Source organism: Enorma timonensis (assembly GCF_000321165.1).
Classification (GTDB): Bacteria; Actinomycetota; Coriobacteriia; order Coriobacteriales; family Coriobacteriaceae; genus Enorma.
Genome location: NZ_CAPF01000060.1, coordinates 1 through 14,082, shown reverse-complemented (window position 1 = coordinate 14,082; position 14,082 = coordinate 1). Strand labels below are relative to the sequence as shown.

Here is a 14,082-nt window from a genome sequence, read left to right as displayed (position 1 = left end):
GCCGGACGGTCGAACGCCCGATTATTGCGCCCCCACCGTATAATCGGGAGAGGGAATGCGGCGGCGCCAGCGCGCGGCGCCCCGGTTTCGGGCTGCTTTCAGGAGGCGACCTATGGCGTATACGATCTACAACTTCCTCAACAACGACGATGTGAAGGTGCTGCACCAAGCCGGTCAGTACCAGGTGATCCAGTGGGATCGCGACCTTTCCGTCGCGCCGTGGAGCGCGCAGGAGGCGTGGTTCGCCTCGCAGATGGACGTGCGGCGGCGCCAGCTCGTCGCGACGCTCGACGGGCACACGGGCGTCACGCTCCAGGCGGGCGCCATGCAGTGGACGGTCGGTTCCGTGCAGGCATCGACCGGCGTGAAGGGCGTGGGCGACCTGCTCGGCAAGGCGGTGCGCGGCGCCGTGAGCCAGGATTCCATCATCAAGCCGGAATACACGGGCACGGGCATGCTCGTGTGCGAGCCCACCTGGCGCCACCTGCTCATCCTCGACCTGTCCCAGTGGGGCGGCTCCGTGGTGCTCAACGACGGGCTTTTCCTCGCGTGCGACAGCACGCTCCACCACGATCTGCAGCGCCGCTCGAACATGTCGTCGGCGCTCGCCGGCAACGAGGGCCTCTTCAACCTGCGCCTCGACGGACAGGGCTTCGCGGTGCTCGAGTCGCCGTGCCCCCAGACGGAAGTCGTCTACATCGACCTCACGAACGACGAGGTGAGAATCGACGGCAACTACGCGCTCGCCTGGACGAGCGGGCTCGCCTTCACGGTGGAGCGCTCGGGCAAATCGCTCATCGGCTCGGCCGTGGGCGGCGAGGGCCTCGTGAACGTGTACCGCGGCACTGGGCGCATCATGATGGCGCCCATGCAGGCGGCGACGAGCTGGAACACGAACGCCGCGAACCCGACGAGCTAGGGCGGCGGCGAGCGCGGGTGACGGAACGCCGGGGCGCTGCGGCGCGGTGCCGGAACGCGCGCGCCGCCCGTTCACATCGTCGCGCACAGGATCGCGCCCTCCGGGTATCATGCTTGCAATATCGGTTTCATCGAGAGGGGCGCTCATGGCGGTCGAGGAGCTCAAGCACATGGTCGATGCGGCGGAAGGCCGCGAAGCGGTGGACATCCTGTTCACGAACGCGCAGATCGTCGACGTGTACGCGCTGCGCGTGGTGCCCGGGCGCGTCGCCGTGAAGGACGGCGTGATCGTGGGCGTGCTCTTCGACCCGCGCGACGCCGACGTGCCCGACCCCGCGGCCGCCCAGGTCATAGACCTCGGCGGGCGCTTCCTCTCGCCCGGCTTCATCGACGGCCACCTGCACATCGAGTCCTCGAACGTGCGCCCCTCGGAATACGCGCGCATGGCGCTCGCCCGCGGCACCACCTGCGCCATCGCCGATAGCCACGAGATCGCCAACGTCTGCGGGCTGGACGGCCTCTCCTTCATGATCGAGGACGCGCGCCGCAGCCCGCTCGATATCAAGTTCATGATGCCGTCGTGCGTGCCGGCGCTGCCCGACGAGCAGGCCGGCGCCAGCATCACGGCTGCGGACATGCAGGCGTTCATGGCCGAGCATCCCGGGGAGATCTTCGGCCTGGGCGAGATGATGAACTACCCGGGCGTCGAGGCGGCGGATGCCGAGACCCTCGCGCGCATCGACGCGGCGCGCGCGACCGTCTCGGGGCTCGTGGACGGCCACGCCCCGCTCGTTGCGGGCAACGACCTCAACGCCTACACCGCCTCGGGCGTCATCGCCGACCACGAGTGCACGAACGTGGACGAGGCGCTCGACAAGCTGTCGCGCGGCATGTACATCATGCTGCGCGAGGGCACATGCAGCCACGACCTCGAGGCGCTCGCGCCCCTCGTGGTGGACGACCCGCGCCGCGCGCGCCGCTGCTGCTTCGCCACGGACGACCGCGCGCCGTCGGACGCCCTCGCGATCGGCATGATCGACAACGCCTGCCGCGTGGCGATCGCCTCCGGGATCGACGAGCTCACCGCCATCGCCATGGGCACGCTCTCCACGGCCGAGTGCTTCGGGCTCGACCACGGGCACGCGCCCGCCTGCGAGCGGCGCGGCACCATCGCGCCGGGCAAGCGCGCCGACCTGCTCGTCCTCGACGACCTTTCCTTCACGCGCCCGCCGCGCGCGGTGTACTCCGCCGGCGAGCTCGTCGCGCGGGACGGTGCCTTCGTGGGCGAGGTCGCCCCGGCGAGCGCGCGCGTCGAGGAGCTCGAGGCGCTGCTGCGCGGCTCGGTGCGCCTGCCCGAGCTCTCGGCTGAGGTGTTTGACTACCCCTTCGTCCCCGGCAGCGCGGTCATCGACGTCATCCCCGGCAACGCCATCACGGGCGCGGCCTACCCGGACTCCGCCGAGGGGCTCCGCCGCATCATGCTCATCGAGCGCCACGGGCGCGGGGTCGCCGCGCAGGAGGCAGGTACCGACGGCGACGCCCCGGCGGGCACGGGACTCGTGGGGAAGCACATCGGCCGCGGCTGGCTGCGCGGGTTCACGATCGCAGGCGGCGCCATCGCCTCGACGATCGGGCACGATTCGCACAACGTCTGCGTCGTGGGCGACAACCCGCGCGATATGTACGAGGCGGTGCGCCATGTCGGCCAGGGCGGCTTCGTGCTCGTGCGCGACGGGAGCGTCGTTGCCCGGCTCGACCTGCCGCTCGGCGGCCTCATGAGCGACAAGCCCGCCGACGAGGTGGCGCGCGAGCACGACGAATTCATCGCCGCCGGCCGCGCCGCCGGCATCGAGCCGCCGCTCGACCCGCTCATGGGCATGATCTTCCTGCCCCTGCCCGTCATCCCTACGCTGCGCATCCGCCCCGAGGGCGTGTTCGACGTGCGCACGATGAGCTATGCCGTCTGACGACGCACGGGGGAATGGGTTGGTTGGGGACGTGTTCCTTTCAACCCATTCGCTGGCGGACGACCTCGGCCGATTCCAACCCCTCCCGAATGGGTTGAAAGGAACACGTCCCCAACCAACCCATATTTCCAAATCATGGGTTGAAAGGAACACGTCCCCAGCCAACCCATCCGAGCCTCCGGATGCCGCGCTGCGCGTCTCGATCGTGCTGCTCGACGGCATGTGGTCGTTCGACGTGGCAGCCCCCATGCAGGTGTTCGGCGGCGTGATCGCCCCCGACGGCACCGAGCCCTGCCGGCTGAGCACGGTGGGCCTCGGAGAGGTCGCCCGCCTCGACCACGGCATGTTCGTCGAGACCTGCCCGCTCGAGCGCTATCGCGAGCGCCCCGACATCGTGGTCGTCCCGGGCTTCTCCAATCCCTTCCAGATCGAGGCGGACGCGCGCCCGCTCCCGGTGGATGATGCCCAAGCAGCGCGCCCGGCGCCCGACGCGCTCCTTACCTGGCTGCGCGCGCAGCACGAGCGCGGCGCGGAGCTCGTGGCGCTGGGCACGGGTACGTTCGTCCTGGGCTGGGCGGGCCTGCTCGACGGCTGCTTTTGCACCACCCACGGCGCCTATGCCGACGGCCTCGCCCGCCAGGTGCCCGCCGCGCGCATCGATGCCTCCCGCCTCATCGCCCACGACAAGGAGCGCCGCATCTGGACGTCGGCTGGCGGCGCCTCGTGCGTCGACGTCTGCCTCACGGCCTTCGCTGCGCAAGCGGGGATGGGGACGGTCGGCCGCGTCGAGCGCATCATGAACCTCGCCGCCGCGCGCCCGGCGGATGCCGAGCAGGACACCGTGCGTGCGCCCATCGCCGGTGCGGGCGTCGCGGGCGACCTGAGCGTTCGGCGCGTGGAGGGCACCGTGCGCCAGAGCCTGAGCCAGTCGTGGACCACCGAGCAGATGGCGTGGTACGCGGGCATGTCGGTCCGGACGTTCCAGCGGCATTTCAAGGCGCAGATGGGCATGACCCCGAGCCGCTGGCTCGTCCGCGAGCGCGTGCGCGCAGCCTGCGAGCTGCTCGAGCTCACGGACCTCTCCATCGAGGTCATCGCCGCGCGGGTGGGGCTCTGCGATGCCGCCGCGCTCCGACGCGGCTTCTCGGCGATGCTCGGCACCTCCCCGAGCGCGTATCGCGCGCAGTTCCGGCGCACCGCTGCGGCCACCTCGGGCTAAGCGCGCCAGAAAAAAGACCCGCCGGCATCCCAGCGGGTCTTCCATGGGTTTGCATGTAGCCGCCACGCGGCAGCCGCGCGCTCTTACGCGTACAGCGCGGGGCGCTCCGGCAGCGAGATCTCGACGCGCCCGCCGTTGTGCAGGCTCTCGAGCATCGCGTCCGCGGCGACGTTCGCCACGTAGCCGTCCCAGGCGGTCGCCATCTGGCCGCTCGGCTCCTCGCCGCGCTCCACGCGGTTCAGGAAGGCGCGCATCTCCTTGTCGTACGCGTCGAGGAAGCGAGCGAACCAGTCGCTCGAGATGGAGTGGTAGATGCGCTCGGCCTGGCGCACCTCGGGCGTGGCGACGTCCGGCAGGCTCACGGTGCCCGACTCGCCCACGAGGCGGCACTGGATGTCGTAGCCGTACTGGCAGTTCACGTTGGCCTCGACGGTCACGATCGCGCCATGCTGGAACTCGATGATCGCGATCTGCGGCTCGCGCAGGTTCTCCGCGCCGTTGGGGTTCAGGCGGTTCTGGCGGGCGCACTTGATCTCGACCGCCTTGTAGTCGTCGTCGAAGAGGTAGTGCAGGATGTCGCACTCATGGATGAGGGTGTCGTTAACCACGTTGTCCGTGCGGTAGTAGGAGGTCGCCGCCTGGGCGTTGAAGTGGCGGCAGTCGCCGCAGAGCAGCTCGCCGATCTGCTTGGAGTCGATGATCTCCTTCATCTGCTCGTAGCCGGTGTCGTAGCGGCGGTTGAAGCCCACCTGCACGAGCTTCTTGCCGGCCTTCACCTCGGCTTCGACGACCTTCCAGGAATCGGCGCCGTCGATGGTCATGGGCTTCTCGGTGAAGACGGGCTTGCCCGCCTCGATGCACGCGAGCAGGGGCTCCAGGTGCGCGTCGTTGCGGCTCGCCATCACCACGGCGTCCACCTCGGGCGCGTGGATGAGCTCGTCGGCGGAATCGCAGATCTTGGCGTCGAGGCCGAAGTCCGCGACCGCCTTCTCGGCTGCCGCGCGATTGAGGTCGTAGATGGCGACGATGTGCGCGTTGCCCATGCGGTTCGCGATGCGATCGATGTGGTCGCGGCCCATCTGGCCGCATCCGATGAATCCAATGTTGACCATGGTCTGTTCCTTTCCCTGGAAAATGGTTACCGATTGATTGCCCCGTGCGCCTACTGGCCGGTCTTGGTGATGCCGATGAGGATGCCGCCGATGGCTATGAGCACCATGCCCGCGATGACGAAGCGCATCTCCTTGGGCGTCTTCTTCTCGTGCAGGATGAAGAGGCCGCCGAGCGTCGAGAAGATGACGTTCATCTGCGAGAGCGTCCAGCCCACGGCGACGCCGTTCATCTGGTTGGAGAACATGACGGTGATGTTCGCGATGGCGAAGAGCACGCCGGTCGCCATGTTCTGCCAGCTCTTCTTGCCGAACACGCCCTCCACGGGGTCGCCTGCGCCGCGGGGCGCGAGCTTCTTGCACATGAAGAACGCGAGCACGGTCGTGGAGATGAACATGAAGAGCGCCTGCGGGAAGATGAGGTCCATGCTATCGACGGAGAAGAAGCGCGCCGCGGTGGCGTAGGCGACGAAGCCCGCCGACGAGATGACGGTGATGATGATGCCCTTGGTGATGTCCGAGGACGAGGTGCTGGACTGCGCGTCGCCGGACTTCTCCTGCCAGGCGCTGAGCGCGACGCCCACGATGATGAGGGCGATGGCGCCGAAGCCGAGGATGAGCTGCCAGGTCTGCGGCCACTCGTTGAACGCGAACGCGCCGATGATGGCCGTGAAGGCGAGCTGCAGGCCGCTGGAGAGCGGCATGGCGCGCGAGACGCCCAGGTAGTCGAAGGACTTGATCTGTAGGATCTGGGCGATGCTCCACGGGATGCCGTTGATGGCGGCCGCCGCGACGAGCGTGCCCGACCAATTGATGGGATGGATGAAGGCGATGACGATGCCGAACAGCAGCGTCGTGAGCACCATGCCCATCTGCTTGTTCGCGGTGTTGCCACCCACCTTCTGCATGACGATCCCCTGGAAGCCCCAACCGAGGGCAGGGATCAGGCCGAATAAGATAGAACCCATAGTGCCTCCTGGTTCCTGTTTGCGCGCCCGCGTCGGGGCGCGATGTCACAGCAGTTCCAGTGTATGGTTGCGGCTTCAGCACATACATTCAAACAACGACATTGTTCGTGCGTATTACGACAAAATCGGATGGGTTGGATGGGTTGGTTGGGGACGTGTTCCTTTCAACCCGTTCGCCGGCGGGCGATTCCGACCGACCCAACCCCTCCCGAATGGGTTGAAAGGAACACGTCCCCAACCAACCCATCCCCGCGATGGTGGGGCGCTACAATGGTGGGAGCGCGGGAAGCGCGGGCCGCCGCCGGCGGATCTGTGGGCGCCCGGCGAGCGGGCGGTATCGAAAGGAGCTCCCTTGATCAAGCTCATCGCATCGGATATGGACGGCACGCTGCTCAACGAGAACGGCGAGGTGCCGCCCGAGACGTTCGACCTCATCCTCGCCCTGCGCGAGAAGGGCATTCACTTCGCGGCCTCATCGGGTCGCCGCTTCGACCGCCTGTGCATGTTCTTCGAGCCGGTGCGCGACCAGATGGATTTCGTGGCCGCCAACGGCGCGCAGGTGTACGCGGGCGGCGAGCTCGTCGACCGCGAGGTGTTCTCGCACCTGGGCATCAAGCGCCTCGCCAAGACGGTGGGCATGTTCGAGCACCTGCACCTCGCGCTGTTCGACCGCACCAAGTCGTTCCTCCTCGACGATGAGGACAAGTTCGTGCGCGAGTGCGACAAGGACCTGCCGAACATCGAGCGCATCTGGTACCTGCCCACGCCCGACGTGAACATCATCAAGGCGTCGATCTACTGCGACGACGGCCACGTGATGGACTACGCCTACGCGCTTTCGCGCGAGCTGGGCGACGAGTTCATCTTCGCGCCGTCCGGCAGCGCATGGGTCGACCCCATCCAGCGCGGCGTGTCCAAGGCGACGGGCATCCAGCAGGTCATGGCGCGCTACGGCATCAAGCGCGAGGAGGTTATGGCGTTCGGCGACTCCATGAACGACTACGAGATCATCCGCTTCGCGGGCGTGGGCTGCGCGATGGCGAACGCCCGCCCCGCGCTGCGGGCCGTGGCCGACCGCGTGGTGGGCTACAACCACGAGCAGGCGGTGCAGCAGGAGATGCGCAAGCTGCTGGAGCAGTCGGAGTAGCCCGGTGCGCCGCGCCTAGTCGGGCTGGCGGGAGAGCCCGCGCTCGCCCGCGACGAGGTGGATGACGCGCGCTCCGAGGAGCTCGGCGTCCACGCGGTCGTGGGTGGCGATGATGACGATCCGGTTTTGTTCACGGGAGCGCACGAGCATGGCCGCGCGCTCCCGTGCCGTTGCGTCGAGGCCGGTGAACGGCTCGTCGAGCAAGAGGATCCCGTGCGGCGCGAGGAGCGCCCGGGTAAGCGCGATGCGCCGCCGCTCGCCGCCCGAGCACGTGGAGGCGGGGGAGAGCAGGCGCTCGCCCAAGCCGAGCGCGCGAAGCAGCGCCGGCGCCGCGTCCCAGGCGGCGGTGCCGGGCGTAAGCGGAAGCCGCACGTTGGCGAGCGCGCTCGCCTGGTCGGCCAGGCGGTCGTCCTGGAATGCCATGGAGACGGGGGGGAGTATCTCGCGGTCGCACGCATCGCCCACGATGAGCGAGCCCGCGTCCGCGCGCTCGAGCCCGGCGACGATGCGCATGAGCGTGGTCTTGCCCGCGCCCGACGGCGCCATGAGGCAGAGGGCCTCGCCCGGGCGCGCGACGAGCGAGACATCATGCAGTACGCAGTGCCCTGCGAACGACTTCTCCACCCCGTCCAGCGCAAGCGGCTCCGCGGCCACATCCGCCATCGGCGAAGCCACAGCTGCATCCAGCCCCGCCTCAGCGTCATCTTCGGAAGCCGCCGCGCCCGCATCCATGCGCTCGAGTGCGGGCGCGTGCCCGGCCGCCGCGCAGGCGATGGGCTCCATGCCGTGCAGCGCCGCGCGCACCAGCGCCGTAGAGGCCGCGCTCAGCGCCACGACGGCGAGCGTGACGGCGAACAGCTCGGTCGTGTCGAAATAGACCTTCGCGTCGTAGATGGCCTCGCCGAGCGAGCCGTTCGGGATGCCGATGACCTCGGCTGCCACGCCCGCCTTCCACGCCATGCCCATGCCGGCGCCCAGCGCCGCGCTGAGATACGGGAAGAGCCGGGACATGACGAGGTAGCGCAGTCTGCGCCGCGCGGGTACGCGGAAGAGCGCCGCCATCTCGTCGAGCGCACGGTCGGTCGCGCGGAGCCCCGCGAGGGTGTTCTCGTACACGATGGGCAGCACCACGAGCAGCACGACGAGCACGGCGAGGTTGGCGGCGCGCAGCCAGATGAGCGCGAGCACGGTGATCGAGGCCACGGGCACGCTCTTCGCGAGCGAGATGAGCGGCGCGACGAGCCCCTCGACCACGCGCCAGCGCGCGGCCGCGAGCGCGCCGAGCACCCCGAGCAGGGCGCCGAGCGCGAACCCGCCCGCGATGCGCGCGAGCGAGAACCCGATGCGCTCCCAGAACACCGCCTGCGGCAGGAGCTCGCCCAGGCGCAGGAGCACCGCGACGGGGGAGGGCAGCAGCAAGGGGCTGCCCAGCGCCATGGAGCCGAGCTGCCAGACGATGATCCAGAAGAGGACGGCACCCGCCGCCAACCGGTTTCCCGGCGCGCTCGGGTGCCGTCGCGTCTCGACGCGAGGTCGCGGCATGGGCGGTTTACTCCTCGTAGTAGAAGTCGTCGCTCGGCATTTCGCCGCCCACGGACTGCGGGTCGGCGTCGTAGAGGGTCTTGAGGTAGCCCTCGAGCGCCTCGCGCATCTCGCTATCGGTCACGCACACGATGTGGCAGTAGGGGATGGCCTTCTCGGCGATCTGCGCCTTGACGATGCCCGCCGCCTCGATGAGCTTCGCGGCCTCCGCGTGGTTATCGTTCACGAATGCGACGGAGGAGGGGTAGGCGTCGAGCAGCTCGTCGATCGCGCCGGGGTACTCGTCCACGAAGGAGCGGCGCGCCACGGCGACACCGGTGATGAGCTGGGAGTTGTCGCCGTTGGCCGCGGTGGTGTCGTCCCACACGTCGGTGAGGTCGAGCGCGATGCGCGCGCCCTTGACCTGCTCGATTGCGCTCGTGGCGAAGGGCTGCGGCAGCATGCACACGATGCTCGGGTCCGACTGGAGTGCGGCGAGGCACTCGGAGTGCTCGCTCACCCACTGGATGGTGACGTCCTTATCGGGGTCGATGCCGTTCTCGCGCAGCAGGTACTCGAGGGCGAACTGGGGCGTGGAGCCGCGCCCGGCGGAGTAGATGGTGCGCCCGGCGAGGTCGGAGAAATCGTGGATGGTGTCCTGCGCCTCGACGATGTCGAGGACGCCGAGGGTGTTCACGCAAAGCACCGTGACCTCGCCCTCGGTCTTCTGGTAGAGCGTGGCGGCGAGGTTCGCCGGGACGCAGAGCACGTCGAGGTCGCCCTGGATGAGTTGGGGCGTGAGCTCGTCCGCCGAGCCGGCGAGCGTGAACTCGTAGGTGTTGACGAGCTTGGCGATGTCCGCCGGGTTGTCGTTCTCGGGGAGCTCGACGTTGTTCTGGGCGGCGAGGTCCTTGAGCGCGCCGCAGGCGTCCATGAGGCCGACGAGCCCCATGCCCGTGGGTCCCTGGAGCGTGCCGATGCGAACGGTGGTGGGGTTGGAATCGGTGGGCTGCTTTTCCGAGGACCCGGAGCCCTCGTTGTCGACGATCGTGCCGGCGGAGCAGCCGGCGAGGCCGAGGCCGCCCGCCACGACGGCGAACCCGCTGAGGAGCGAGCGACGGGAGATGGTTATCGGGTGACGAGTGCTTTCCGTGCTACGAGATTGATCATCGTTTTTCATTGAAACCTCCTAAGTTCAATGACGAAGGCGTGCATACCACTATATCAGCGCCACGCCCGCGGCGCGTCCGCCGTTCATGCGCGCTATCTTCTGTGTACCCCGGATGGGGCGTTTCCATGGCGTGGATCCGGAATGCGCCGTCGGGGGGGGTGCGGAGGCGCGAGTGTGCGCCCAGCGTGGCGGGGGCGCTTGCGCCCACACGGAAAGCGCGCCCGGGGCGGCATCCATCGATCGCCCCGGGCGCGCATGTGACGCGCGCGTGTCGTCGCCCGTCTACGCTACCGCGCCGTCCGCCGTCACGCGCAGCGGCATCGCCCACGCGGCGTGGTCGGAGTGCAGCAGCTCCTCGGCGCGCTCGGAGAGCGGCTCGCCCAGGAAGCCGTCGTAGCAGGCCTTGACGGCGGGGTTCTCGTGGCTGAAGCGCAGCTCGCTCTGCTCGTCGATGATGCGCAGTGTGCAGCCGCGGTCCGCCGAGAGGTTGATGCCCTCGATGATGGGCTGGCCGCCGCCGCCCACGCAGCCGCCGGGGCAGGCCATGATCTCCACGAAGTCGTACCGCGCCTCGCCGCGCTCAAGCGCCCGGCAGAGGGCGTCGGCGTTTGCGAGGCCGCTCGCCACGGCGATCTTGAGCTGGCGGTCGGGCAGGTCGAACGTCTTCTCGCGCCACCCGCGCTCGGGACCTTCGTGACGCACCTCGTGGAAGGCGTTCGCGTCGGGGTTCTCGCCGGTCGCGAAGAAGTACGCCGTGCGCAAGGCCGCCTCCATGACGCCGCCGGTCACGCCGAAGATGTGCCCCGCGCCCGTCGCCACGCCCAAGGGGCGGTCGAACTCCTCCTCCTCGAGCAGATCGACGTTCACAAAGCGCGAGCGCAGCTGCCGCGTGAGCTCGCGTACGGTGAGCACGGCGTCCACGTCCGGCCCCGTGCCGGTGGAGTCCATGCCGGGGTAGGCCGCCTCCATCTTCTTGGCAATGCACGGCATGTAGGACACCACGTAGATGTTCGCGGGATCCACGCCGAGCAGCTGGGCGTAGTACGTCTTGGCGAGCGCGCCGAAGATCTGCTGCGGCGACTTGGTGGTGGAGAGCCTGCCGGCGAGCGCGGGGTAGCGGTCCTTCACGAAGCGCACCCAGCCCGGGCAGCACGAGGTGAACATGGGGCCTTCCTCGCCCGCGGCCAGCCGCGCCATGAGCTCGCTCGCCTCCTCCATGATGGTCACGTCGGCGGCGAAGTCCGTGTCGAAGACGTAATCGAAGCCCAGCCGGCGGATGGCGGCGACCATGCGGCCGGGCGTGGGCGCCTTGCCGCCCAGGTCGAGCATCTCCGCCCAGCTCGAGCGCACGGCGGGCGCGACCTGCGCGATGACGACCTTCTCGGGGTCGTTGATGGCCTCGAAGACCCGCTCGGTGTCGTCGCGCTCGTGGAGCGCGCCGGTGGGGCAGTTGGCGATGCACTGGCCGCAGTAGGCGCACTCGTCCTCCGCCACGGCGTCCACGTGCGCGCGGCTGCCGGAGTCGACGAGGTCCCACACGCCGAGCGCCTGCACCTTCTGGCAGGTGGAGACGCAGCGCAGGCAGTTCACGCACTTCTCGGGCTCGCGCACGAGTGGGAAGCGCGCGTCGATGGGCTTCGTCTCGAAGAACGTGGTGTAGGGCACCTCGTGCACGTTCATGCGGTCGGCGAGCGCCTGGAGCTGGCAGGTGCCGTTGCGGAAGCACGTGGGGCAGCGGCGGTCGTGCCGCGAGAGGATGAGCTGCAGGTTCGCGGCGCGCGCCCGGCGCACGCGCGGGGTGTCGGTGTGGACGACCATGCCGTCGGCGACCTTGTTGTTGCAGGCGGCGACCAGGTGGTCGATGCCCTCGACCTCCACGAGGCACACGCGGCAGGCGCCGATCTCGTTGATCTCGCGCAGGTAGCACAGGGTAGGGATGTCCACGCGGTGCTCGCGCGCGACCTCGAGGATGGTGGCCTCCTCGGGGGCCTCGTAGGCGCAGCCGTCGATCGTGATGGTTACCATGACATCCGTCCCTCCTCATGCAGGATGCCGCAGCCGAAGTGGTCGCAGTTGAGGCACCTGAGCGTTTCCTGGCGGATCTCCTGCTCGGAGAGGCCGTATTCAACAAGGTCGAAGTCGTGCACGCGCTCCTCGACGGGGCGCTCGCCCAGCACGGAGCGGCCACAGGGCACGCGGTCGTCCAGGCGCGGGTGCGGCAGGTCGATGTCCACGGAGACGGCGTGGTGGAAGCCGAGGTAGGTGTCGATGGAGCGCGCCGCCTTCTTGCCGTCGGCGATGGCGAGGATCACGGTCGCAGGGCCGCGCATGCAGTCGCCGCCGCTGAAGATGCCCGGGTGCCCGGGGACGGCGAGCTCCTCGTCCACGTCGAACTGCTTCCAGCTCGTGGGGAGGCCCGCTTCGGCGAAGTAATCGGACTGGATGTCCTGGCCGATGGCGACGATGACCACCTGGCAGGGGAACTCGTGCGCCGGGCGCTCGGCCTCGACGGGCGCGGGGCGGCCGCGCTTCACCGGGCCGATGATCTGCGGCTGGGCCTTGAGGGCGCGCACGCGGCCCGCTTCGTCCGTGAGGATCTCGAGCGGCGCCATGAGGTCGGCGATCTCGCAGCCGTCGGCGATGGTGCCCTCGATCTCCTCGGGCAGCGCGGTCATGTCGGCCGTGCGCCGGCGGTACACCACCGTGACGCGCTTGGCCCCGCAGCGCACCGCCGAGCGCGCGGCGTCCATGGCGACGTTGCCGCCGCCCACCACGCACACCTCGAGGCCGGAGTAATCCGGGGTGTTCCCCAGGCCGATCTCGCGGAGCATCTTCACCGCGGGCACCACGCCCTCGGCGTCCTCGCCGGGCATGCGGAGCTTCTTGTCGCCGTGCGCGCCCATGGCGATGTAGACGGCGTCGAAGTCGCGCTCGAGCTCCTCGAGCGTGATGCCGTCCGCGCCCACGGGCGCGTTGCAGTGGATCTCGACGCCCGCGGCCTCGATGGAGGCGATCTCGTCGTCCAGGATGGTCTTCGGCAGGCGGTAGTTGGGGATGCCGTAGCGCAGCATGCCGCCGGCCTGCTCGCGCTGCTCGAACGCCACGACCTCATGCCCCATGCGGGCGAGGAAGTACCCGCAGGTGAGGCCGGAGGGCCCGGCACCCACGATGGCGACGCGCTTGCCGGTGGCCGGCCCCCGGTCGCAGGCGCGCGGCGCGCGGGCGTGGTCGACGGCGTAGCGCTTGATGCCGCGGATGTTCACGGCGTCGTCCACCATGGTGCGGCGGCAGGTCTCCTCGCAGGGGTGCTCGCACACGTAGGCGCAGGCGGAGGGGAAGGGGTTGTCCTTGCGGATGAGCTCCACGGCCTCCTCGTAGCGGCCGGCGCCCGTGAGCGCGATGTAGCCGGGGATGTCCACGTGCGCGGGACAGCTCACCACGCAGGGCGTGCCCTGGCTCGAGCTGCGCAGGCAGCGGCCGGTCTGGGCGTGGTACTCGAAGTCGTCGCGGAACGCCTTGATGCTCATGAGCACCTGCTCGGCGGCTTGGTAGCCAACGGCGCAGTCCGAGCTCACACGGATTTGCTCGGCGAGGTCCTCCAGCCGCTCGATGGTGCCGGCTTGCGCCGTCCCGCCGATGATCTGCTCGAGCATGTCGGTCATGGCTCCCAGCCCGACGCGGCACGGCGTGCACTTGCCGCAGCTCTGCGCATGCGCCACGCCCACGAGCGCGCGCGTCATGTCGACCGGGCACGTGCCGCGGGCATTCGCGCCCAGGCGGCGGCTCGTGTTGGAGCACATCTCACCGAGCGCGCCGTACGAGCTGTCGTTTTCAAACAGCATTGAGGCCCCTCTCTCGCATTTCTCGTGCATTCCACCCGTTGCGTGCCGGCAGCGCCGGGGTAGAGGTGGTGCTGAGTGCTCATTCTACTGGCCGCGCGAGGGCGATGCGATGCGAGTGGTCTGTTTGCGTCGGTGAACGGTAGGCGAGGGGGAATTTTCATCCAATCGGGCACCGCGATGCCCCGATGGGGAGCATGCGTCGAGCACAAAATGAGCGAAA

General features: G+C 69.2%; 10 protein-coding genes. 4 read left to right on the top strand and 6 right to left on the bottom strand.

Going from position 1 to position 14,082, the window contains the following annotated elements; all coding sequences use genetic code 11:
* The first annotated feature begins 112 nt into the window (after positions 1-112).
* The 3 genes from BN423_RS06875 to BN423_RS06865 all read left to right on the top strand — a co-directional run bounded on the left by BN423_RS06875 (position 113) and on the right by BN423_RS06865 (position 4,104).
* Positions 113-919: an AIM24 family protein gene (locus BN423_RS06875; RefSeq protein ID WP_019239522.1), complete on the top strand. Its 807-nt coding sequence runs from the start codon at positions 113-115 to the stop codon at positions 917-919.
* 145 nt (positions 920-1,064) lie between these two features.
* On the top strand, positions 1,065-2,885 hold the full coding sequence (locus BN423_RS06870; protein ID WP_019239521.1) for an adenine deaminase: 1,821 nt from the start codon (positions 1,065-1,067) through the stop codon (positions 2,883-2,885).
* Between the two features lie 205 nt (positions 2,886-3,090).
* Positions 3,091-4,104: a GlxA family transcriptional regulator gene (locus tag BN423_RS06865; protein WP_019239520.1), complete on the top strand. Its 1,014-nt coding sequence runs from the start codon at positions 3,091-3,093 to the stop codon at positions 4,102-4,104.
* 83 nt (positions 4,105-4,187) lie between these two features.
* On the opposite strand, the gene BN423_RS06860 is transcribed toward BN423_RS06865, so the two are convergent.
* On the bottom strand, positions 4,188-5,216 hold the full coding sequence (locus BN423_RS06860; RefSeq protein ID WP_019239519.1) for a Gfo/Idh/MocA family protein: 1,029 nt from the start codon (positions 5,214-5,216) through the stop codon (positions 4,188-4,190).
* A gap of 50 nt (positions 5,217-5,266) precedes the next feature.
* Complete coding sequence (locus BN423_RS06855; protein WP_019239518.1) at positions 5,267-6,181, bottom strand: GRP family sugar transporter; 915 nt, start codon at positions 6,179-6,181, stop codon at positions 5,267-5,269.
* Between the two features lie 352 nt (positions 6,182-6,533).
* Between BN423_RS06855 and BN423_RS06850 the strand changes: the two genes are divergently transcribed.
* On the top strand, positions 6,534-7,328 hold the full coding sequence (locus BN423_RS06850; protein WP_019239517.1) for a Cof-type HAD-IIB family hydrolase: 795 nt from the start codon (positions 6,534-6,536) through the stop codon (positions 7,326-7,328).
* Between the two features lie 15 nt (positions 7,329-7,343).
* Here BN423_RS06850 and BN423_RS06845 read toward each other — a convergent pair whose 3' ends face one another.
* From BN423_RS06845 to BN423_RS06830, 4 genes are all read right to left on the bottom strand, one after another.
* Positions 7,344-8,870, bottom strand: coding sequence for an ATP-binding cassette domain-containing protein (locus tag BN423_RS06845; RefSeq protein ID WP_232385525.1), 1,527 nt, complete (start codon positions 8,868-8,870; stop codon positions 7,344-7,346).
* A 7-nt stretch (positions 8,871-8,877) separates the two neighbouring features.
* Complete coding sequence (locus BN423_RS06840) at positions 8,878-10,029, bottom strand: ABC transporter substrate-binding protein (RefSeq protein ID WP_019239515.1); 1,152 nt, start codon at positions 10,027-10,029, stop codon at positions 8,878-8,880.
* A gap of 273 nt (positions 10,030-10,302) precedes the next feature.
* Positions 10,303-12,045, bottom strand: a complete 1,743-nt coding sequence (locus BN423_RS06835; RefSeq protein ID WP_019239514.1) for a [FeFe] hydrogenase, group A — start codon at positions 12,043-12,045, stop codon at positions 10,303-10,305.
* Positions 12,039-13,862 carry an NAD(P)-binding protein gene (locus tag BN423_RS06830; RefSeq protein ID WP_019239513.1) on the bottom strand — a complete coding sequence of 608 codons (1,824 nt, stop codon included), beginning with the start codon at positions 13,860-13,862 and terminating at the stop codon, positions 12,039-12,041. The genes BN423_RS06835 and BN423_RS06830 overlap by 7 nt, the downstream gene beginning before the upstream one ends.
* Positions 13,863-14,082: the final 220 nt, after the last annotated feature.